At 60.4% G+C, this 21,318-nt stretch carries 17 protein-coding genes; 8 read left to right on the top strand and 9 right to left on the bottom strand.

Features of this window, described 5'->3' with window-relative positions; genetic code table 11:
* Positions 1 to 5 precede the first annotated feature (5 nt).
* Together PSH73_RS22500 and yjiA are read left to right on the top strand one after the other, a co-directional pair.
* Entirely contained in the window at positions 6 to 203 is a 198-nt protein-coding gene (locus PSH73_RS22500; protein WP_057441132.1) for a YbdD/YjiX family protein, read from the top strand.
* 178 nt (positions 204 to 381) lie between these two features.
* Entirely contained in the window at positions 382 to 1,341 is a 960-nt protein-coding gene (yjiA, locus tag PSH73_RS22495; RefSeq protein ID WP_169990509.1) for a GTPase, read from the top strand.
* Positions 1,342 to 1,411: 70 nt separating this feature from the next.
* On the opposite strand, the gene glyA is transcribed toward yjiA, so the two are convergent.
* From glyA to PSH73_RS22480, 3 genes are all read right to left on the bottom strand, one after another.
* A complete protein-coding gene (gene glyA, locus PSH73_RS22490; RefSeq protein ID WP_057441128.1) occupies positions 1,412 to 2,665 on the bottom strand; it encodes a serine hydroxymethyltransferase in 1,254 nt (417 codons plus the stop codon).
* 212 nt (positions 2,666 to 2,877) lie between these two features.
* Entirely contained in the window at positions 2,878 to 6,729 is a 3,852-nt protein-coding gene (locus PSH73_RS22485; RefSeq protein ID WP_057958381.1) for a bifunctional diguanylate cyclase/phosphodiesterase, read from the bottom strand.
* Positions 6,730 to 6,844: 115 nt separating this feature from the next.
* Positions 6,845 to 7,456: a LysE family translocator gene (locus tag PSH73_RS22480; RefSeq protein ID WP_305461379.1), complete on the bottom strand. Its 612-nt coding sequence runs from the start codon at positions 7,454 to 7,456 to the stop codon at positions 6,845 to 6,847.
* Positions 7,457 to 7,709: 253 nt separating this feature from the next.
* Between PSH73_RS22480 and ettA the strand changes: the two genes are divergently transcribed.
* Positions 7,710 to 9,374 (top strand): energy-dependent translational throttle protein EttA, encoded by a 1,665-nt coding sequence (gene ettA, locus PSH73_RS22475; RefSeq protein ID WP_029292090.1) that lies wholly within the window; start codon positions 7,710 to 7,712, stop codon positions 9,372 to 9,374.
* A 268-nt stretch (positions 9,375 to 9,642) separates the two neighbouring features.
* A complete protein-coding gene (gene gdhA, locus PSH73_RS22470; protein ID WP_057441126.1) occupies positions 9,643 to 10,980 on the top strand; it encodes an NADP-specific glutamate dehydrogenase in 1,338 nt (445 codons plus the stop codon).
* 69 nt (positions 10,981 to 11,049) lie between these two features.
* Here the strand turns inward: gdhA and PSH73_RS22465 are convergent, their stop codons facing one another.
* The 4 genes from PSH73_RS22465 to PSH73_RS22450 form a co-directional block, all read right to left on the bottom strand.
* Complete coding sequence (locus tag PSH73_RS22465) at positions 11,050 to 11,406, bottom strand: hypothetical protein (protein WP_057441124.1); 357 nt, start codon at positions 11,404 to 11,406, stop codon at positions 11,050 to 11,052.
* A 114-nt stretch (positions 11,407 to 11,520) separates the two neighbouring features.
* Positions 11,521 to 11,823 (bottom strand): chorismate mutase, encoded by a 303-nt coding sequence (locus PSH73_RS22460; RefSeq protein WP_198792026.1) that lies wholly within the window; start codon positions 11,821 to 11,823, stop codon positions 11,521 to 11,523.
* Between the two features lie 159 nt (positions 11,824 to 11,982).
* Positions 11,983 to 13,836 carry a DUF4105 domain-containing protein gene (locus PSH73_RS22455; RefSeq protein ID WP_169959792.1) on the bottom strand — a complete coding sequence of 618 codons (1,854 nt, stop codon included), beginning with the start codon at positions 13,834 to 13,836 and terminating at the stop codon, positions 11,983 to 11,985.
* 94 nt (positions 13,837 to 13,930) lie between these two features.
* Positions 13,931 to 14,419, bottom strand: a complete 489-nt coding sequence (locus tag PSH73_RS22450; protein ID WP_057441118.1) for a DUF3015 domain-containing protein — start codon at positions 14,417 to 14,419, stop codon at positions 13,931 to 13,933.
* A gap of 265 nt (positions 14,420 to 14,684) precedes the next feature.
* On the opposite strand from PSH73_RS22450, the gene PSH73_RS22445 reads away from it, so the two are divergent.
* Positions 14,685 to 17,123 carry a Lon protease family protein gene (locus PSH73_RS22445; protein WP_057958386.1) on the top strand — a complete coding sequence of 813 codons (2,439 nt, stop codon included), beginning with the start codon at positions 14,685 to 14,687 and terminating at the stop codon, positions 17,121 to 17,123.
* Between the two features lie 215 nt (positions 17,124 to 17,338).
* Positions 17,339 to 17,659 (top strand): hypothetical protein, encoded by a 321-nt coding sequence (locus PSH73_RS22440; RefSeq protein ID WP_057958387.1) that lies wholly within the window; start codon positions 17,339 to 17,341, stop codon positions 17,657 to 17,659.
* Positions 17,660 to 17,667: 8 nt separating this feature from the next.
* Here PSH73_RS22440 and PSH73_RS22435 read toward each other — a convergent pair whose 3' ends face one another.
* The gene (locus PSH73_RS22435; protein ID WP_120734173.1) at positions 17,668 to 19,488 is read right to left on the bottom strand and encodes a hypothetical protein; all 1,821 of its coding nucleotides are present in this window, start codon (positions 19,486 to 19,488) and stop codon (positions 17,668 to 17,670) included.
* Positions 19,489 to 19,652: 164 nt separating this feature from the next.
* Between PSH73_RS22435 and PSH73_RS22430 the strand changes: the two genes are divergently transcribed.
* Together PSH73_RS22430 and PSH73_RS22425 are read left to right on the top strand one after the other, a co-directional pair.
* Entirely contained in the window at positions 19,653 to 20,141 is a 489-nt protein-coding gene (locus PSH73_RS22430; protein WP_057441112.1) for a TIGR00645 family protein, read from the top strand.
* Positions 20,142 to 20,288: 147 nt separating this feature from the next.
* Positions 20,289 to 20,906 (top strand): FKBP-type peptidyl-prolyl cis-trans isomerase, encoded by a 618-nt coding sequence (locus PSH73_RS22425; RefSeq protein ID WP_038443496.1) that lies wholly within the window; start codon positions 20,289 to 20,291, stop codon positions 20,904 to 20,906.
* 105 nt (positions 20,907 to 21,011) lie between these two features.
* Here the strand turns inward: PSH73_RS22425 and PSH73_RS22420 are convergent, their stop codons facing one another.
* Positions 21,012 to 21,269, bottom strand: a complete 258-nt coding sequence (locus tag PSH73_RS22420; protein WP_038443494.1) for a hypothetical protein — start codon at positions 21,267 to 21,269, stop codon at positions 21,012 to 21,014.
* Positions 21,270 to 21,318: the final 49 nt, after the last annotated feature.

The raw sequence follows: 21,318 nt of genomic DNA, 5'->3' as shown, positions 1-21,318 counted from the left end.
CAGACATGTTCAATGACATCGGTCGCCTCGGTAAATACCTCGGTCAGGCTGCACGCCTGATGGTCGGCATGCCCGACTACGACACCTACGTCGAGCATATGCAAACCAAGCACCCGGACAAGCCGTTGATGGACTACAAGGCGTTCTTCCGGGAGCGCCAGGAAGCCCGTTACGGCGGCAAGGGCGGGCCCAAGTGCTGTTGATCCAATAGGGTTGGGCCTATGTGATCCCCTGTGGGAGCGGGCTTGTGTGGGAGCGGGCTTGCTCGCGATAGCATCACCTCGGTATACCAGATAGACCGAGTTGCCTGCATCGCGAGCAAGCCCGCTCCCACACAAGCCCGCTCCCACATTTGTTTTGTGTTTCCTCAAGGAGAATATTTTGTCCTCTCCCATCCCCGTCACCGTCCTCAGCGGCTTCCTCGGCGCTGGCAAGACCACCTTGTTGCGCCATCTGCTCAAGGCCGAGCACGGCTTGAAAATCGCCGTGATCGAAAACGAATTCAGTGACGCCGGCATCGACACCCAGCTATTGGGCGATGAGCCGGTCCAGGTCATGACCCTGTCCAACGGTTGCGTGTGCTGCACCATCCACACCGACCTGACCAAAGCCCTGTACCTGCTGCTCGAACGCCTGGACAGCGGCGAGATCGCCTTCGACCGCCTGGTGATCGAGTGCACCGGTCTGGCTGACCCGGCGCCGGTGGCCCAGACCTTTTTTATCGACGAGGAATTGCGCGAGCGCTATCTCCTCGACGGCATCATCACCCTGGTGGACGCGGCCCACGCCGAGCACCACCTGACCCAGACCATCGCCCAGGCCCAGATCGGCTTTGCCGACCGCCTGCTGATAAGCAAGCGCGACCTGGTGGACGACGCCAGCTTCGAGGCGCTCAGTCAACGCCTGACCCGCATCAACCGTCGTGCGCCGATTCGTGTGGTGGAACATGGCAAGATCGACCTGGCTGAGCTGCTGGACGTGCGCGGCTTTAACCTCAACGCCGGCATGACCCTGCGCCCGGTCAGCCAGGCGCCGTCCATCGACCGTATCTCCAGCCTGGTGCTGCGCACCGACCAGCCGCTGGATATCGACCGGCTCAGTGAGTTCATGAACGAACTGTTGGAAGAACACGGCAAACAACTGCTGCGTTACAAGGGCGTGCTGAACATCGCCGGGGAAGATCGGCGCATGGTGTTCCAGGGCGTGCTCAAGCTCTACGGGTTCGATTGGGACACCGAATGGGCCGAGGGTGAGGCGCGGGAGAGTGTGATTGTGTTTATTGCCGATGAGTTGCCGGAAGACAAGATCCGCGAAGGCTTCCAGCGGGTCTACCAACCCTGACTTGAAACGCGGTCAACAGGCATAAAAAAGCCCGGCTCAAGAGCCGGGCTTCTTATTCAAGCAACTGCAATCAAGCGCCGTATACCGGCAGCTTCTTGCAGATGGCCTTGACCTTCTCACGTACCGCGTCAATCACGGCTTCGTTGGAAAGGTCAGCCAGGATGTCGCAGATCCAGCCAGCCAGTTCCTTGCACTCTGCTTCCTTGAAGCCACGAGTGGTCACGGCCGGGGTGCCGAAGCGCAGGCCCGAGGTGACGAACGGCGAACGTGGGTCGTTCGGTACCGAGTTCTTGTTCACGGTGATGAAGGCTTTGCCCAGGGCAGCGTCAGCATCTTTACCGGAGATATCCTGCTTGATCAGCGACAGCAGGAACAGGTGGTTTTCAGTACCGCCGGACACCACGTCAAAACCGCGCTCGATGAACACAGTGGCCATGGCCTGGGCGTTTTTCACCACTTGTTGCTGGTAAGTCTTGAACTCAGGCTGCAAGGCTTCCTTGAAGCAGATCGCTTTAGCGGCGATCACGTGCTCCAGCGGGCCACCTTGGGCGCCTGGGAATACGGCGGAGTTCAGCTTTTTCTCGATATCGGCGTTGGCGCGCGCCAGGATCAGGCCGCCACGTGGACCGCGCAGGGTCTTGTGGGTCGTGGTGGTCACGACGTCAGCGTAAGGCACTGGGTTCGGGTAGACGCCAGCGGCGACCAGACCGGCCACGTGGGCCATGTCGACGAACAGGTAGGCGCCCACTTTGTCAGCGATTTCACGGAAGCGTGGGAAGTCGAGGATCTGCGAGTAGGCAGAGAAACCGGCCACGATCATTTTTGGCTTGTGCTCGACGGCCAGGCGCTCGACTTCGTCGTAGTCGATCAGACCGTTGCCGTCGATGCCGTACTGGACAGCGTTGTACAGCTTGCCGGAGGAGGAAACGCTGGCGCCGTGGGTCAGGTGACCGCCGTGGGCCAGGCTCATGCCCAGGATGGTGTCGCCGCCTTGCAGCAGGGCCAGGTACACGGCCGCGTTGGCTTGGGAGCCGGCGTGTGGCTGGACGTTGGCGTAATCGGCGCCGAACAGTTCCTTGGCGCGGTCGATAGCCAGTTGCTCGACGATATCGACGAATTCGCAACCGCCGTAGTAACGCTTGCCCGGATAACCTTCGGCGTACTTGTTGGTCAGAACCGAACCTTGAGCCTCCATCACGGCAGGGCTGGTGTAGTTTTCCGAAGCGATCAGCTCAATGTGCTCTTCCTGGCGCTGAGCTTCTTGCTCCATGGCGGCAAAGAGATCGGCGTCGTACTTGGCAATAGTCAAATCACGGCTGAACATGGCGGTCCTCAAGGATCGGGGGCAGAAAAGAGGGGCATTCTAACCCAATGGGTTTTAGATGGCATATGAAAGGACATCATGTCGCGGACAAGTGGCGTTCATCCAGAGATGGATGGCGTATTTGATGGCCCCTTCGCGAGCAAGCCCGCTCCCACATTCAACTGTGGGAGCGGGATTGCCCGCGATGAGGCCATCAGCCCCACCGCAAAACCTCAGTCAAACATGAAAAGGGCGTCGTTACTGAACTGCGCCTCAAACCGATTGGCCGGCATCGGCCGCCCGAACAGGTAGCCCTGCACCTCGTCGCAGCCATGCTCGCGCAGGAAGTCCAGTTGCTCATGGGTTTCCACGCCTTCGGCGATCACCGCCAGGTTCAGGCTGTGGGCCATGGCGATGATTGCCCGGGCGATCTGCGCATCCTGTTCGCCGGACGGCAGGCCGTCGACGAAAGTGCGGTCGATCTTCAGCACGTCGATGGGGAATTGCTTGAGGTAATTGAGCGATGAGTAGCCGGTGCCGAAGTCGTCCACAGCGATGCTCAGGCCGAGGTTTTTCAGGCTGGCAAGGATCTGCAGGGCCTCGTTGACCTCGCGCATCAGGATGCTTTCGGTCAATTCCAGCTCCAGGCACGCCGGCGGCAGGCCGGTTTCCTTGAGGATGGTGGCGATCCGCGTGCCCAACTGCCCGTCGGAGAATTGCCGCGCCGAAATATTCACCGAGACCTTGGGCACTCGCACCTTGTTCTGGTGCCAGGTCTTGAGTTGGCGGCACGCCTCGTCGATCACCCAGTCGCCCACGTCCACCACCAGGCCCAGCTCTTCCAGGACCGGGATGAAATCCCCCGGTGGCACCAGGCCACGGCGTGGGTGACGCCAGCGCAGCAGGGCTTCGGCGCCAGTCAAACGTTTGCCATCGCCACTGAACTGCGGCTGGTAATAGAGCACGAATTCGTTCTGGTCCAGGGCATGGCGCAGGTCGCTTTCCAGTTCCAGGCGCTCCAGGGCGCTGGCGTTCATGTCGGCCTGGTAGAACTGGAAGTTGTTCTTGCCGCGTTCCTTGGCGTGGTACATCGCCGTGTCGGCGTTTTTCATCAACTGGCTCAGTTCGTTGCCGTCCTGAGGGCTCAGGGCGATACCGATACTGGCGGTGACAAAAAACTCGCGGCCTTCCAGCACAAACGGCTTCACCAGGCTGGCGAGAATCTGTTCGGCCACATGAATCGCCCGGTTCAGTGCCATTTCGCGGCTGACCCGGGGTTGCAGGAGCAAAGTGAACTCGTCACCGCCCATGCGCGCCACCGTGTCGTCCTCGGCCACACAACCGAGCAGGCGGGTCGCCATTTCCTTGAGCATGCGATCGCCGGCGGCGTGGCCCAGGGAGTCGTTGATCGGTTTGAAGCGGTCGAGGTCGAGGAACATCAGCACCACCCACGACTTTTGTCGTTCGGCCGACTGCAACGCGGTGTGCAGGCGGTCCTGGAACAGCGTGCGGTTGGGCAGGTGGGTCAGGGCGTCGTAGTAGGCCAGGCGGTGGATGCGTTGTTCGCTGGCCTTGCGCTCGCTGATGTCGCTGAAGAAGCACACATAGCTGGCCAGGTCGCCCTCGTCATCGAGCACAGCGGTAATGCCGACCCAGGCCGGGTAGTGCTCGCCGCTGCGGCGCTTGAGCCACACTTCGCCTTCCCAGGTGCTGTGCTGGTGCAGTTGCTTGAGCACATAGCGCAGGTGGGCTTCCTGCTGTTCGTCGACGGTGAGCATGTTCGGCAGTTGGTCGAGCACATCGGCCACGGCATAACCGCTGACCCGGCTGAAGGCTTCGTTGGCCTGCACGATATAGCCGGCCGGGTCGGTGATCAGGATCGCCGAGGTGGAGTGCTCGAATACCGTGGCCGCCATGCGCAGGTCTTTCTCGGCGCGGCGTTGCTGGCTGATATCGCGGCCCACGCCGAGGATGCCTTCGAACGCGCCGTGCTCGTCCCACACCAGTACCAGGCGCAGTTCGATCGGCACCTTGCGCCCGTCGGCCCGCAGGCAATCGAACAGGAACAGCTGGGTCTGCACATCGTCGCGCAACAGGGCCAGGGCTTCGGGCTGGTCGAGGGCGCGGCTGACCCGCTCCACCAGGGTGTAGATGCCGGTCAGTTGCTGCGGGTTGGCGATGGTCGATTGCCAGCCGTTCTTGAAGATCCAGTCGACTTCATAGCCCAGCACCGCATTTACCGACGGGCTGACGTAGTTGAGGGCCAGCTTGCTGTCGGTGGAAAAAATCACGTCGCTGATGCTTTCGGCCAGCATGCGGTAGCGCTGCTCGCTGTCGCGCAGGGATTCGCTGGCCTCGATCTGGTCGGTAATGTCCTTGGCCACCCCGATAATCCGCGTGACCTGGTCGGTCTTGTCCCGTGCCAGGGCCTGTTCGCGGATCTCGAAGCGCCGCCATTGGTTGTTGCGGTGGCGAAAGCGCAACTGGCATTGCAACTGCGCCAGGTACCCGGCGGCGCGTTGTTGCTGGCGCAGGTCGTGATAGCTCTCGGCGTCTTCGGGGTGCAGCAGGATCTCCCAGAAGTACTCGCCCATTTGCTGCAGTTCGTGTTTGTTATAGCCCAGGGTGTGGCCCAGGTGGTGGTTGCTGAAAATCATGCGCTGGCTGATTACATCCTGCACATACAGGTGGTCCGGCACGGTGCGCACCACGTCCGACCAGAACGCTTCGCGCTCCACCAGCGACAGTTCCACCAGTTTGCGGCTGGTGATATCACTGATACTGAGGATCACCGCCTTATAGTCGTGCTGTTCTTCCGGCAGGCGCATGACCAGCCACAGGTACTGGTCGTTGCCCTCGATGTCGCTGAGTTGAATCTCCAGCTCCAGCTGTTTGTGCTGGGTCAGCACCGCTTCAAGCACTGCGTAGCCGATGGCGCTGGTGTTCAGCGGGCAACCGTCGATCAAGCGTTCCCAGGCCTGTTCGCAGGACGCCACGTTCAGCAGGCGCACGGCGACCTGGTTGACCTCGGTGATGCGCAGTTCCTTGAGCAGTTGCTGGCGTTGCTCGGGGCTGTTGTGCAGCCACTCCTGCAATTGCTCGCGGGTGTGCAACTGGGCCTTGTCGAAGAAACCGCGCAGGCCCGACAGGTCGAGCACGCACAAGGCCACACCGGTGCCGTCGAAAATATCCTGATAGCGGCGCCGGCCTTCATTGACCTGGCGCTGGCGCCGCCGCATGTTCAGCAGCACCAGCACCGGGATCAGCGAAAAGGCCAGGCCCAGCAGGCACTTGCCGATAAACGCCGGCAACAGTTGCTCCAGCACAGCGGCGCGATCAAACAGCCCGCGCAGTTGCCAGTCGCTTTTGCTCAAAGGGGTGACCAGTACGGTTTTATTCAGCTCTTCGGGGGTCAGCCCGGCCGACCACTGGCTGGGCATGCCGCTGTCACGGCTGACAACCCGGTGGTTCACCTGGTTTTCAATGGCCCACATCGGGCGTGAGCCCTGGCCGTCCTGGCGCGTCAGGTTGGCCAGGTAATTGGGAGCCAGGCGCAACACCCAGTACATCTTGGCGCCGCCGCTGGGCTGGTGCAGCAGCAGGTAGATGATGGAGCCGTCGCCGTTATTGCTCAAATAATAGGACTGCGCATGGCTGCGCTTGACCAGTTCTTCGAGCCAGGCACTGTCCTGGCTGTTATCGGCGGAGTCACTGAGGATCGCGCCGCTGGGGGCGAGCAGGGCAACGCTGCGCAGTTCCGGCAACGAGCGTTGCAAGCTGCGCATCAGGGCCTGGTGTTGTTCTTCATTGCGTGGCGGTTCGACGATCGGCAGCAGGTTGAGGGCGATTTGCGCGCTCAGGGCCATGTTCAGGCTGATCTGTTCGGCCAGGTCGGCGCTGTAGTTGATGGTGTATTGCTGTTGGTCCTTCTGGTTCTGCTGCAATTGATCCAGCAGTTGCCAGAACAATAGTGCGAGCAGCAACAGGACCAGCGTCGCCAATGCGCCCTTGAGGGGGCCGTGCAGGGGGGCGCCCGGCGCAATATGGGCTGCGCGCAACGGGCTCGGCTTTGTTACGTTGGTCAAGCTGTGATCCTGCGGTTTGGCTGGATTGGCGCGCGACGTGCACTATAAGCCGGACGCCCGAAGGGCGGCTAGCATGCCTTGAGTTGTGGCAAAGTGCCAGCCCCGCCTGGCAGGACTACAGCGCCGGGCCAGTACTGATCAAGCCATCCGCCAGTTTGAATAGAATGGCCAGTGCAAAGCAACTAATAACCACAGAAGCGGTGCGGTTTATGTTCTGCGGCGTCAGCCAGGCATGCCCGCTGCGTCTGATGCGTGCGCCGAACAGCACCCAGGCGCAGCCAACTGGGATCACCACTGCGGTGAATTGCATGACGAACTGCCCATATAAGGCCAGATCGGCAAAGGTCTGCACCGGCACGATGAACGAAACCACCAGTAAACACTTAGGGTTGATCAGCGTCAGTAAAAAGAAGTGCCACCTCGACACCCGCGCTCCGGGCAGCAGGGACAGGTCGACGGCGGGCTCGCGCCACAGGCCGTACGAGGTCTTGACCAGGTAACAAATAGAGACGAACTGCATCACCTTCAGGCACCAGGGCGCATTGGCGCCAATATGGCTGAGGGCGTAGCCCCAAAAAGAGATCTGCAGCAGGTAGGCCAGGCACTCCAGCAGGCTCAGGGTCCAGGCCCGCCTGAAACCCGAGAGCACGCCCGAGCGCAATAGCAGGGTATTGGTCGGCCCCGGCATCAAGAGCAATAGCCCAAGTGCAGACATGACGTTAAGCATCGAAGCTGTCTCCCGGGACAGTCAGGGGGTAAGGCGTGGTCCAGAATGCAGGTGGCATGTGTCTTCTTCATTAGGGGGATGTTGCCGGGTATTGTGTTCCATCTGGCCCACAGCAGGAAAAAGCGCGGCTCAAAAGCGCCTGTCAATCTGCCCGCCGTCGCTGACTTAGGTTAACCTTGATCATTCGATGTGCTACGTACAGCGCCATGACGCTACGCAGGCCCTGTTCTCATCTTTTTACGAGGTCCACATTTTGGCTCAATACGTTTTCACCATGCATCGGTTGGGCAAAGTTGTTCCACCGAAGCGGGAAATCCTGAAAAACATTTCGCTGTCCTTCTTCCCGGGCGCCAAGATCGGCGTACTCGGCCTCAACGGTTCGGGTAAGTCCACGCTGCTGAAAATCATGGCCGGCGTCGACACCGAGTTTGAAGGCGAAGCCCGCCCAATGCCCGAACTGAACATCGGTTACCTGCCGCAAGAGCCGATCCTGGACCCGTCCAAGACCGTGCGTGAAGTGGTCGAGGAAGCCGTCAGCGTGATCAAGGACGCCCAGGCCCGCCTGGACGAAGTCTACGCGGCCTACGCCGAGCCGGATGCCGACTTCGACAAACTGGCCGCCGAACAGGCCAAGCTCGAAGCCATCCTGCAGGCTGGCGACGGTCACAACCTGGAGCGCCAGCTGGAAGTCGCCGCCGATGCGTTGCGCCTGCCGGCCTGGGACGCCAAGGTCGAGCACCTGTCCGGTGGTGAAAAGCGCCGCGTGGCCCTGTGCCGCCTGCTGCTGTCGGCCCCCGACATGCTGCTGCTCGACGAACCGACCAACCACCTGGACGCTGACTCCGTGGCCTGGCTGGAACACTTCCTCCATGACTTCCCGGGCACCGTGGTCGCGATCACGCACGACCGGTACTTCCTGGACAACGTCGCGGGCTGGATCCTGGAACTCGACCGTGGCGCCGGTATCCCTTACGAGGGTAACTACTCTGGCTGGCTGGAAGCCAAGTCCGACCGTCTGGCGGCCGAATCCAAGCAGCAGTCGGCCCATGAAAAGGCCATGAAGGACGAACTGGAGTGGGTGCGCAAAGGCGCCAAGGCTCGTCAGTCGAAATCCAAGGCCCGTCTGCAACGCTTCGAGGAAATGCAGTCCCAGGAGTTCCAGAAGCGCAGCGAGACCAACGAAATCTACATCCCGGCCGGTCCGCGCCTGGGTGACAAGGTCATCGAATTCAAGAACGTCTGCAAAGGCTATGGCGATCGCGTGCTGATCGACAACCTGTCGTTCTCCATGCCTAAAGGCGCCATCGTCGGCGTGATCGGGGGTAACGGTGCGGGTAAATCCACGCTGTTCCGCATGCTGATGGGCAAGGAACAACCGGATTCGGGCACCATTGAAGTCGGCGAAACCGTGCAGTTGGCCTGCGTGGACCAGAGCCGTGAAGACCTCGACGGCAGCAAGACGGTGTTCCAGCAGATTTCCGACGGTTCCGACCAGATCCGTATCGGCAACTATGAAATCCCGTCGCGCACCTACGTTGGCCGTTTCAACTTCAAGGGGGGCGACCAGCAGAAGTTCGTCAAGGACCTGTCCGGTGGTGAACGCGGGCGCTTGCACCTGGCCCTGACCCTGAAGGAGGGCGGCAACGTCCTGCTGCTCGACGAACCGTCCAACGACCTCGACGTTGAAACCCTGCGTTCCCTGGAAGAAGCCCTGCTGGACTTCCCGGGCGCCGCGATTGTGATCTCTCACGATCGGTGGTTCCTGGACCGCGTGGCAACGCACATCCTGGCGTACGAAGACGACTCGCAAGCGGTGTTCTTCGAAGGTAACTACACCGAGTACGAAGCCGATCGCAAGAAGCGCCTGGGCGAAGCGGCTGCCCAGCCGCATCGTGTACGGCACAAAAAACTGGCCTGATTCGGGTTGGTTTGAACAAAACGGAGCCTTCGGGCTCCGTTTTTTTTGGCGCAATTGAGGTGGCCTGAGGTGCCTGCATTAGCGGTTTAACTATTGGTGCATAGCTCGCGTTGAAATCCCTGTTAAGGGGCAGAAAATCAGGGTTATTTATATCTATTGCACCATTTAAATTCACAAAAGCGACATTTTGCCCTGTCACGGTGCGACATGAATTGATAAAGTCCTGGGCAAATCGCCATTAATGACAATAAATCTGCCGAGACTTTTCATGATTGAATCCGTCGAATCCTTCCTTGCCCGCCTCAAAAAACGCGACCCGGACCAGCCGGAATTCCACCAGGCTGTGGAAGAAGTCCTACGCAGCCTGTGGCCGTTTCTTGAGGCCAATCCCCACTACCTGACTTCGGGCATCCTGGAGCGCATCTGCGAGCCGGAACGCGCGATTACCTTCCGGGTCTCGTGGGTTGATGACCAGGGCAAGGTCCAGGTCAATCGCGGCTTCCGTATCCAGATGAACAGCGCCATCGGCCCTTACAAAGGCGGCCTGCGCTTCCACCCCTCGGTCAACCTGGGGGTGCTGAAATTCCTCGCCTTCGAGCAGACCTTCAAGAACTCCCTGACCTCGCTGCCCATGGGCGGCGGCAAGGGCGGCTCGGACTTTGACCCCAAGGGCAAGAGCGACGCCGAAGTCATGCGGTTCTGCCAGTCGTTCATGAGTGAGCTGTACCGTCATATCGGTGCAGACGTGGACGTCCCGGCCGGTGATATCGGCGTGGGCGCTCGGGAAATCGGTTTTCTGTTTGGCCAGTACAAGCGCCTGAGCAACCAATTCACCTCGGTATTCACCGGCAAGGGCATGAGCTACGGCGGCAGCCTGATCCGCCCGGAAGCCACCGGCTTTGGTTGCGTGTACTTCGCCGAAGAGATGCTCAAGCGCCAGGGTCAGCGGGTTGAAGGCAAGCGCGTGGCAGTCTCTGGCTCCGGCAACGTGGCCCAATACGCGGCACGCAAAGTCATGGACCTGGGCGGCAAGGTGATCTCCCTGTCCGACTCCGAAGGCACCCTGTACTGCGAGACTGGTTTGACCGAGGAACAATGGTCGGCGCTGCTGGAGCTGAAAAACGTGCAGCGCGGGCGCATCAGCGAGTTGGCCTCGCGTTTTGGCCTGGAATTCCGCGCCGGCAAGACCCCATGGGAACTGGCATGCGACATCGCCCTGCCCTGTGCGACCCAGAACGAACTGGACGCCGAAGCCGCCAGCGCTCTGCTGCGTAATGGCTGCATCTGCGTGGCCGAAGGCGCCAATATGCCGACGACCCTGGAGGCTGTGGATATCTTTATCGACGCCGGTATCCTGTTCGCGCCGGGCAAGGCATCGAATGCCGGTGGCGTGGCAGTGAGTGGCCTGGAAATGTCCCAAAATGCCATGCGCCTGCTGTGGACCGCCGGTGAAGTGGACAGCAAGCTGCATAACATCATGCAGTCGATCCACCATGCCTGTGTGCACTATGGCGAAGAAAACGGCCGGATCAACTACGTGAAAGGCGCGAACATCGCCGGTTTTGTGAAAGTGGCGGATGCAATGCTGGCGCAGGGCATCGTCTAGGCTGCGACCTGAGCGCCACCGAGAATCAATTGTGGGGGCTTGCAGCTCCCACATTCGTTCTGGGTGGTGTTACTGGCTGCGATACGCCCGTGCGGCGTCGCGGTCCTTCTCCTGCTGCCAGGCGCGCTCGCGCTCGTCCCAGTGGCGTTCCCTATACTCATCGCGGTCTTCGCTCTCACGCATGGCCTTGCACTGGCGAAAGCCATCCTCCCAACCTTCGGCGTAGGCGCGGTCTTTCAAATAACGCGGGACGTCCTTGCGAAACGTCCCGGTGATCACCCCGGCCGCCTGGCGCCCACTGCTACAGCCATCGTCAAACCCGTCGGCGAAGGGCGGTGGATAACCCTTGGCCAGCAACTCATCGCGGGTGGACTGGCAGCCTGAAAGCGCCATCACCACCCCCAGCATTACGGCGAACCGCCACATCTCATACTCCCAGGCCGTTAAGCGGCTGATAAGGGAAGTCTAGAAGGGGATTCGTCGGGGAGATGTGAAAAGCGGGTGAGTAATGTGTTTGGGCGGCTTACTCGCCACAGGGGCTTATGTGGTGGGTTGCGCGAGAGCGGCGTGTTCGGCCAGTTCCTGCTGGATGAATGCGCCAATCATCGCGCGGTACACCTGCTCAGTGACGTCGGGGTTGGCGCCCAGGGTCTGCGCTAAATCGCGAACCTTGCTGATGACCTGTTCGACGCGCTGAGGGGCCTTGACCCCATCGCTGTCTTTTTTGAAACCGGCGGCCTGGGACACGAAGCTGCCGCGTTCGGCCAGCAGGGCGACGATCTGTCGATCAAGACGGTCGATGTTTTCCCGGACTTGTTCAAGGGTGGTGCAGGTAACGGCCATGTCGTAAAAACTCCTTAATGTGTGGGATAAACGCGGGCCCAATGTGGGAGCGGGCTTGCCCGCGATGGCGGTGGATCAGTCATATCCACAGCGACTGACACACCCCTATCGCGGGCAAGCCCGCTCCCACATTGGATCTTCAATAGGCGTTGGGGCCGGTCAGTAGTGATACCACTTCACTTCAAGCATCACTTCGTTCACCGGCGTTGCCAAGTGGCTGAACTCCCGTTGTGCACTCAGGCGCACACCCAGGTTGCGTGATACTTCCCACTGCTGATTCAGGCTGATACTACGCCTTACCTCGCCATTGGTGAAAAAGTCGCCCTTGGCCTCCAGGCTCAGGTTGCCCAGTGGGTTTTTCCACAGCAGGCCGGTATTAAAGCCGGCCGCAGGGGAGATGAATTCGCTGAAGTCGTTGTTATGTTCCACACGTACCGTGCCGAGGGCGAAGCCGAGCATGTCGTCGTGCAGTTGCCAGGTGCCGCCAGCGCCGCCGTTGACATGGCTGACCAGGGTTTCGTCGTCATGTTTGCCCGGTACCCGTTCCAGGCCGCCGGTGACCTGCCAGGACAACGGCTGCAGCAGCTCATTGCGCGGAGTCAGGGAACGGATGGTCGCCAGGTCCAATTGCTGCAATTGCCAGTTGTTGCCTTCGTACTGGCGCAGTTTCATTTGCAGGATCTCGATCTGCGCGCCCAGGGGGAAGCCTTCGGCGTTGTCGTTGAGGTCGTGGTAGGCCATGCGCAGGCCGTACTCAGCGAAGGCCTTGTCGCCACGGGTGCCGATACCGGCCTGCCAGGTACGTGACTCATGGCCGTTCTCCGGCAGGCCGGGGCGCTCGATCTGCAGGTCGGGCGCCGGGTTCTGGTTGATCGCCCGCAACAACTCGAAGCTGCGCTGGGAGCGTTCGCTGTCGCGTTCCAGGCCGTTGGCGCGGTAGCGGCCCAGGCGGTAGGCGGCGTCGATGATCAGGGCCTGGCGGTCTTTGCCGAGGGCTTTGAATGTCGGGTCTTGCAGCTGCTTCTGGTCATCGCTGATCTTTAGCACCCATTGCTGCTCGTCACTGTCCAGGGGCTTGGCGCGCTCCAGCAATTCGCGTTCGCGGGACGGACGGTAGTCGATTTTTTCCACCAGGCCCGCGTCCTTCACCGCTTTCACGGTGTCGGTGGGGATGGCGGTCAGCGGGAACTGTTCGGTCAGGCGCAGGCCGGGGCGGGCCACTTGCAGCAATTCCAGCAGGCGGTACGAGCAGTTTTCATCGAAGAAGAAGTAGTCGAACTGGATCTGCTTGAGTTCCCACACATGCTCGACCATGCGCTCGGTCTCGACCTGGGTCAGGTTCAGGCGGTATTCCCACAGGTCGCGGTTCTCCAGGCTACGGTATTCCGAGAGTTTTTCCTGGTAGGGCACCAGGGCGAACAGGCCGGGATAACCACCCATCAGGCCTTTCCAGGCGTAGAGGATGCTGTTGTCCGAACCTTCAATGTAGGCGCCGAAGTTGATCGCGTAGCTGAGCAATGCGGTCTTGTTGCTTTGCACGTCAGCCTGGTCGATACGCAGCAAGGTATGGCCGAACATCGACGACGGGCTGTTGAGGTAGGCCGCGGGGAAGATCATCACCGCGCTGTGGGGCGCGACATCCTTGAACCATTGCTTGAATTCGACGCAGTCCACGGCGGGCAGGTCGGTCAGGTGCAACTGGTCCTTGAGCCAGCGGGTGCGGGCCGGGTACACGCATTGAGCATGTTTTTCGCCGAGGCTGGCCGGTGCGTAGAGCGCGTCGACGGTGGCCTTGAGTTCGGCGTCCGGGTGGTGCGCGCCGTCTTTGGCGAGGAAGAATTTCGCGTCGCTGACATAGCTGCGCCAGCCTTTGAGCTTGCCGGCTTCGTAGTGCCCCAGCGAGAGCCAGAACGGATCATTGGCCAGGTGCTGCAAACGTTGATCATCAAGGTGCGGCGCCGCATATAGCGGGGCGCAGGCGAAGAGTGCCAGGCTGGCAAGGCGTTTGAGCATAGGGGCAACTTAAGTCGGAATAAATAAAGACCCAAGAAAGGGGCAGGTCCAAAAAATAAAACCCGCGCCGGGTAAGGGCGCGGGCAGGTCGAGCTTAAGCCTGGGTGGCGTATTTCGCCAGGCGGGCGTCGCCTTTGAGGATTGCCAGGGTGTTGGAATGCACGTCTTCTGCGGTCACGTCAGCCTTGCTGAAGATCTGCTGGAAGTGCTCGTGAGTCACAGCGGCGAAGTGATCACGATCTTCTGGAGCAACGCCCAGGACCACGGCATAGGTGGTCAGAGCTTCGCCATTGCCTTTGGCCATGTCTTCGGACAGCTCGTTCATCATGCCATTCATGGCAATCCACGATTTGCCGCCGTAAGTCAGCGCGCTGTTGGTGCTGCAACCGTTGGTGCCCGAGGTCATGCCGAAGGTGGCGTTACCGGAGGTGCCGTTGGTGGTGGAAGCGAGGAAGTGAGCCGGCGTGCCGCGCTGGCCTTCGAACAACATGTTGCCCCAACCACAGTTCGGGCCACCTGGCGCTTCGGCCATTGCATTGAGGGAGACAACGGTGAAGAGAGTACCGAGAAGGATCCGTTTCATAGCTTTGTTCTCTTAGTGTGCAAACCAATGGACAAGGGTTCAGGCGCCGCAAAGCACCCTAGGGGCCAGTTATTAGTCCAACCCGCGCAGTTTGGAGTTTAGGCATGTTCCAAGGGTTCCGTGGTTTTTTGTAAAACAATCAATGCAGACTGGTTTTTTTGCAGGCGGCATCCCGTGTCTATGCTTTACCTCAGTCGTGCCTTGCCAGCCGGCTACGCACGGCGCCAGAATGCCGCCATTGCCCCGCCTGATGTAAGGAAGCCCGATGCCTGATCCTGTTGCTGCCAGCTTGCGTCTAGCGCCCGAAGCGCTGACCCGTCCTTTCTCCGCTGAACAGTTCAGCTTCTCGACCACCAATGATTTGGAGCCCTTTCGCGGTGTGCTTGGCCAGGAACGCGCGGTTGAAGCCTTGCAGTTCGGTGTGGCCATGCCGCGCCCCGGTTACAACGTATTTGTCATGGGCGAGCCCGGTACCGGCCGTTTCTCGTTCGTCAAACGCTACCTCAAGGCCGAAGGCAAGCGCCTGCAGACCCCGGCAGACTGGGTCTACGTCAATAACTTCGACGAGCCTCGCGAGCCCCGCGCCCTGGAGTTGCCTGCGGGCGGTGCGGCGCCCTTTATCGCCGATATCAGTAGCCTGATCGACAACCTTGTCGCCACCTTTCCGGCAGTGTTCGAGCACCCAACGTATCAACAGCGCAAAAGTGCTATCGACCGTGCCTTCAACCAGCGCTACGACCGTGCCCTGGATGTGATCGAGCGCCTGGCCCTGGAAAAGGACGTGGCGCTGTACCGTGACAGCACCAACATCGCGTTTACCCCGATGCTCGATGGCAAGGCCCTGGACGAGGCCGAGTTCTCGCAGTTGCCGGAAGCCGACCGCGAGCGTTTCCACACGGATATTTCCGCGTTGGAAGAGCGCCTCAACGAAGAACTCGCCAGCTTGCCGCAGTGGAAGCGCGAGTCCAACAACCAGATGCGCCATTTCAACGAAGAGACCATCACCCTGGCCTTGCAGCCGTTGCTGGCGCCGTTGTCGGAAAAGTACGCCGAGAACGCCGGGGTGTGCGGCTACCTGCAAGCCATGCAGGTCTATCTGCTCAAGACCGTGGTCGAGCTGCTGGTGGATGACGCGAAAACCGACGCCCAGGCGCGCAAGTTGCTCGAAGAGCAGTACTGCCCGAGCCTGGTGGTAGGCCATCCGCTCAATGGTGGGGCGCCGGTGGTGTTCGAACCGCACCCGACCTACGACAACCTGTTTGGCCGTATCGAATACAGCACTGACCAGGGCGCGCTTTACACCACCTATCGCCAACTGCGCCCGGGGGCGTTGCACCGCGCCAACGGTGGGTTCCTGATCCTTGAAGCCGAGAAAATGCTCAGCGAGCCATTTGTCTGGGATGCGCTCAAGCGAGCCCTGCAATCGCGCAAGCTGAAGATGGAGTCGCCCCTGGGCGAGTTGGGCCGCCTGGCCACTGTGACCCTCAACCCGCAAGTGATCCCGTTGCAGGTCAAGGTCATCATCATCGGCGCCCGTTCGCTGTACTACACCCTGCAAGACCTGGATCCGGACTTCCAGGAGATGTTCCGGGTGCTGGTGGATTTCGATGAAGATATCCCGATGGTCGATGAGAGCCTGGAGCAATTCGCCCAGTTGCTCAAAACCCGCACCTCGGAAGAAGGCATGGCGCCGCTGACCTCGGATGCCGTGGCGCGGCTGGCGACCTACAGCGCCCGCCTGGCGGAGCACCAGGCGCGCCTGTCGGCGCGGATCGGCGACCTGTTCCAACTGGTCAGCGAGGCGGACTTCATCCGTCATCTGGCGGGCGACGAACGCACCGACGCCGGGCATATCGAGCGTGCACTGAAAGCCAAGGCCACGCGCACCGGGCGGGTCTCGGCGCGGATTCTCGACGACATGCTCGCCGGGGTAATCCTCATCGACACGGCGGGTGCCGCAGTGGGCAAATGCAACGGGCTGACCGTGCTGGAGGTCGGTGATTCGGCGTTCGGTGTGCCTGCGCGGATTTCCGCCACGGTGTACCCCGGCGGCAGCGGCATCGTCGATATCGAGCGCGAGGTCAACCTCGGCCAGCCGATCCACTCCAAGGGCGTGATGATCCTCACCGGTTACCTGGGTAGCCGTTATGCCCAGGAATTCCCCCTGGCGATCTCCGCAAGTATCGCCCTGGAGCAATCCTACGGTTATGTCGATGGCGACAGCGCTTCGTTGGGCGAGGCCTGCACGTTGATTTCGGCACTGTCGAAGACGCCGCTCAAGCAGTGCTTTGCCATCACCGGCTCGATCAACCAGTTCGGCGAAGTGCAGGCGGTGGGTGGGGTCAACGAGAAGATCGAAGGTTTCTTCCGCCTGTGCGAGGCCCGTGGTTTGACCGGGGAGCAGGGTGCGATCATTCCCCAGGCCAACGTCGCGACGTTGATGCTCGACGAGAAGGTCTTGCAGGCGGTAAGGCAAGGGCAGTTCCACGTGTATGCCGTGCGCCAGGCCGACGAAGCCTTGAGCCTGTTGGTGGGCGAGCCTGCCGGTGAGCCGGATGCCGAAGGGCAATTCCCCGAGGGCAGCGTCAATGCCCGCGTGGTTGAGCGTCTGCGGGCCATTGCCGAGATGATCAGCGAAGAAGACCTCAAGGAGGCGGAAAAGGAGCTGGCGCAGCAGGCGTTGGCCGCAGCCAAGCCAAGCTGAGGTTTCCACTGTAGGTGCGCGAGCTTGCTCGCCCCTACAGACAGCGTGTCATGATTTTGACTGGGTTTTTCGGGGCCAACCGCCGTTGGTCCCTACGGCCTTGGTTTGTACCGGTTTTCTTCTATTCTCAGCTCTAGGGATAGCTACAGGGGTCATGGGATAGAGACAGCCTTGTGTCTGGAGGCTGAACACCGGATCTACCGAGGGTCGCCGCCATGCCGCGCAGCCTTTGCCTCACTCGCCAGTGCCTGGGCCTGGTCACCCGAATTGAATGTTCCATTCGCCCTCTTGCGGGGGATACCGGGATGTGGACGTTGCTGTTTGCCGCCGGAATGACCGGCGAGCAGCCCTCGACCATCAAGTCCCAGGGGCCCTTCCCTGGGCCGTTCGTCGCAGAAAATATGCTGGAATCCATCGTGCAAAGCCTGACCCTGCACGGCTATGAACTGGCCGACGATCCGCAGATATGGTGCCTGCACCTGCAGGCACACCTGCGCCAGCTCAATGGCGGGCGGGTTCATGCGGTTCACCTCTAGCCCACGGCTTATTTGGTCTCGGGCTTGTCCAGCTTGACCTCAAAGCCGTATTGCAGCGTGTTCAGCGCAGTGCGCTGGTAGGTTTCAAGCACGGTCGGCTGGCCATAAAAGTAATGCACGTCAAACAGTGCGGTGCCGTATTCCTCGGCGCGGTGGCTGACGCCTAGGATTTCCTTCAGGTAGTTGCCGCTGGCATCCTTGGCAAAGAACCGCCAGCTATCGGAAGGGAACAGCGCCTGGTCGACGATCAGGGCGTTATCTTTCAGCAACAGGCCCTTGGGCAAGTGCGTGGTGTCGAGGGTGTTTTTTTCGATCGTGGCCAGGAACAGCGGGATGGATCCCACCGCATAGGCCGGGGTTTCCGGGAATAAATTGAGATCGTAGGTGATGGCGCCGCGCCATGGGTCGACTTCAAAGGCTTCGGTGGGCAACTCGATGGGTTCCCCGCGGTTGCCTTCATCATCTGCGGTAAAGAACGTCAGCGGGGCGTCGCTGCTGGTGCGTGTCGAGCCGACCAGGTCGTCATTGAAGGTGAAAGGATGGTCGAAGGTGATGTGGGCGGCGCTGGCGTCCTCTACTGACTGGCTGATGGTGATGCTGCTTTTGAGCTGGTCTTCGGAGAGCGTGGCACTTTTGAGCCAGTCCGCAGCTTGGTCGTCATACACGGTGACCGGCATGGGCAGGCCCTGGACGGTCTTTTCCAGGCTGTTCTTGTCGAAGCGCCGTACAGGCAGCTCCAGATCCTTATGGGTGACTGTCGCGTCGGAGAAATCCAGCACGTTGACCTGCAGCGTATCGATCACCCCATTGAAGTAGACCTTGGCGTAGTGGCTGGCCTGCTTTTGTTCAAAGGCTTTTTGCGCGTCCTCCAACTGTTTCTCAAAGGCCTCGGACCAGGTGTTCTGCTTGCGCATCTGTGCCAGTTGCTGCTCGTAGAAGGCGACCTGGGCGGCACTTTCGTTGATCGAACCGGAGCGGGAAAGAAACTGCCCCGTGGTGTCCCGGGCCTGGACCAGCAGCGGGTTGGGTGATTCATCCGCCACCTGTGGCGCCAGGGGGCTGGTGTTGCTCAGCTCGATCTCTGCGTAGTTGTTTTCCAGGGCCAGCAGGGTCAGCGTGATGTTTTCCTGAGTGCGTTTCTGGCCCACGTCCTGGCGGGTCAGGTCGAAGGCCAGGACTTTACTCGGGGCAATCACCTCGACCTGGCCTTTGAGCATGACAGGCTGCGGCTGGCTCTTGTTGTCCGTCTCGATACCTTCGATGAACGGATAGGTCACGGTCAGGTCGTCCGGATTGGTCAGGTTGGAGCTGCTGGGGCTCAACTGAATGCCGGGGTCGGTTTCCGACCATTCCGGCTGGAACGGGATGATCTTGTTGTTGCTCAGGGTCACCGACTGCCATTCCAGGCCATGGGGAAAGGGGAATTGGTCCGGCATATTGAAACTGAACGGGAACACCGGTTGCAGATCGGTCAGGTAGTCCGAGTGCGAGTTCTTGCGCAGGACAAACAGCCCGTTGATGTAGGTATCTACCAGGGCTTGCGGGGTAGGGTAGTGGGCAAGCACGGCCAGGGCGTTTTCCCCGTACTCGGTCTCGACAGGCCTGGTGTCGAGCTTGATGCGCGCCCGCTCCAGTAGCAGCAGCGAGCCGCCCAGTTCGCCTACGGCCTCTTTGAGGCGGGGATCCTGGATGGTATCCAGGGACTGTTCGAACTGGGCGGTTTTTTCTTCGAGAGTGGCTTGCTTGTGCTCGTCGCTGGGGGAGCAGCCGCTGGCCGCCAGCAATGCCACACACAGGCCAAGACTGGCCAAGGGAGATCGCACATCCATTATTTGAGATTCCTGTCCGGCAGCATCGAGCCACGTTGATGGGGCCGACACTAGCAGAAAAATTGTCTTACAGAAGCGCTACAGGTCAGTTTCCGGGTGGTTATGGCGCGATGCGCGCGGCTGATATACTCGCCGCCATTTCTAGCCAAGCTGTGTGAGATTCCATGGAACGCTTTATCGAAAATGCAATGTACGCCTCCCGCTGGCTGCTGGCGCCGATCTATTTCGGCTTGTCCCTCGGGCTGCTGGCGTTGGCGCTGAAATTCTTCCAGGAAGTGATCCATCTGCTGCCCAATGTCTTTGCGATGGCCGAGTCGGAGCTGATCCTGGTGCTGCTGTCGTTGATCGACATGGCCCTGGTGGGTGGCTTGCTGGTGATGGTGATGATCTCCGGCTACGAGAACTTCGTCTCGCAACTGGATATCGACGACAACAAGGAAAAGCTCAACTGGCTGGGCACCATGGACTCTTCGTCGCTGAAGATGAAAGTGGCGGCCTCCATCGTGGCGATTTCCTCGATCCACCTGCTGCGTATCTTCATGGATGCCAAGAATGTCGATCCACAGCACCTGATGTGGTACGTGATCATTCACATGACCTTCGTGATCTCGGCGTTTGCCATGGGCTACCTGGATAAACTCACCAAGCATTGATCCGCGCCGGGCGCCTGTTTGCCTGGGATTTTGGGCTGATCAAGCGTAGGGCGAGTGTGCTAGTCTGCTCGCCCTTTTAGTTTGGATGACACGCAAGAAACTGCGCTTTTGCAGGATCTTGGGGTTGTCCTACAGCGGAGCCTTTCCATGTCCGAAGTCAATCTGTCCACCGACGAAACCCGCGTCAGCTACGGCATTGGCCGTCAGTTGGGTGACCAACTGCGCGACAACCCGCCACCGGGCGTCAGCCTGGACGCGATCCTGGCCGGCCTGACCGACGCGTTCGGCGGCAAGCCAAGCCGTGTTGACCAGGAACAAATGGCTGCCAGCTTCAAAGTGATCCGCGACATCATGCAAGCCGAAGCAGCCGCCAAGGCTGAAGCGGCCGCGGGTGCTGGCCTGGCTTTCCTGGCTGAAAACGCCAAGCGTGACGGCATCACCACCCTGGCTTCCGGCCTGCAATTTGAAGTGCTGACCGCTGGCGACGGCGCCAAGCCGACCCGTGAAGACCAGGTGCGTACCCACTACCATGGCACCCTGATCGACGGCACTGTGTTCGACAGTTCCTACGAGCGTGGTCAGCCGGCAGAATTCCCGGTCGGCGGCGTGATCGCTGGCTGGACCGAAGCCCTGCAACTGATGAATGCCGGCAGCAAATGGCGCCTGTACGTGCCGAGCGAACTGGCTTACGGCGCACAAGGCGTTGGCAGCATCCCGCCGCACAGCGTTCTGGTATTTGACGTCGAGCTGCTCGACGTTCTGTAAGACCCGCTGCAGGTTACGCCTGGCTCTCTATAGGGCCGGGCTTGTGTGGGGGCTGGCTTGCCTGCATCGCGAGCAAGCCAGTTCACACATAAAGCGGGTGGTGGCTCATGGGTGAAACTTGCCATTGAGCTCCGTCACCGGGCGCAACGCTCTGGCATAGCAGAACAGAAACAGATTCCTCACCACCTCCTTCAGCACTCCAGGCTCACTGGAACTCAGGCCGTTGACGTCCAGGTCGCCCTGGTCCTGCAGTTCATTCAGCGCTTCTTCTTCCAGCACCGCACACACTTCGCCGGTTTCCCGATGAAGGATCCGCAGGTAAGGGTGCGGACGGTCCAGCCAGGCATCAATCAAATAAGTCATGGGTCGCATCTCCTTGAAGGATTTCAATGAGAATAATTCTTATTCGTAG

This window comes from Pseudomonas sp. FP2294 (genome assembly GCF_030687625.1).
Lineage (GTDB): Bacteria > Pseudomonadota > Gammaproteobacteria > Pseudomonadales > Pseudomonadaceae > Aquipseudomonas > Aquipseudomonas shahriarae.
This window is presented reverse-complemented; position numbering and strand designations above follow the sequence as displayed.

Bases quoted from the DNA above. Each gene is read 5' to 3' on its own strand.
- PSH73_RS22500 (WP_057441132.1), top strand. From the start codon at position 6: ATGTTCAATGACATCGGTCGCCTCGGTAAATACCTCGGTCAGGCTGCA.
- glyA (WP_057441128.1), bottom strand. From the start codon at position 2,665: ATGTTCAGCCGTGATTTGACTATTGCCAAGTACGACGCCGATCTCTTT.
- PSH73_RS22480 (WP_305461379.1), bottom strand. From the start codon at position 7,456: ATGCTTAACGTCATGTCTGCACTTGGGCTATTGCTCTTGATGCCGGGG.
- gdhA (WP_057441126.1), top strand. From the start codon at position 9,643: ATGATTGAATCCGTCGAATCCTTCCTTGCCCGCCTCAAAAAACGCGAC.
- PSH73_RS22465 (WP_057441124.1), bottom strand. From the start codon at position 11,406: ATGTGGCGGTTCGCCGTAATGCTGGGGGTGGTGATGGCGCTTTCAGGC.
- PSH73_RS22460 (WP_198792026.1), bottom strand. From the start codon at position 11,823: ATGGCCGTTACCTGCACCACCCTTGAACAAGTCCGGGAAAACATCGAC.
- PSH73_RS22455 (WP_169959792.1), bottom strand. From the start codon at position 13,836: ATGCTCAAACGCCTTGCCAGCCTGGCACTCTTCGCCTGCGCCCCGCTA.
- PSH73_RS22450 (WP_057441118.1), bottom strand. From the start codon at position 14,419: ATGAAACGGATCCTTCTCGGTACTCTCTTCACCGTTGTCTCCCTCAAT.
- PSH73_RS22445 (WP_057958386.1), top strand. From the start codon at position 14,685: ATGCCTGATCCTGTTGCTGCCAGCTTGCGTCTAGCGCCCGAAGCGCTG.
- PSH73_RS22440 (WP_057958387.1), top strand. From the start codon at position 17,339: ATGCCGCGCAGCCTTTGCCTCACTCGCCAGTGCCTGGGCCTGGTCACC.
- PSH73_RS22435 (WP_120734173.1), bottom strand. From the start codon at position 19,488: ATGGATGTGCGATCTCCCTTGGCCAGTCTTGGCCTGTGTGTGGCATTG.
- PSH73_RS22430 (WP_057441112.1), top strand. From the start codon at position 19,653: ATGGAACGCTTTATCGAAAATGCAATGTACGCCTCCCGCTGGCTGCTG.
- PSH73_RS22425 (WP_038443496.1), top strand. From the start codon at position 20,289: ATGTCCGAAGTCAATCTGTCCACCGACGAAACCCGCGTCAGCTACGGC.
- PSH73_RS22420 (WP_038443494.1), bottom strand. From the start codon at position 21,269: ATGACTTATTTGATTGATGCCTGGCTGGACCGTCCGCACCCTTACCTG.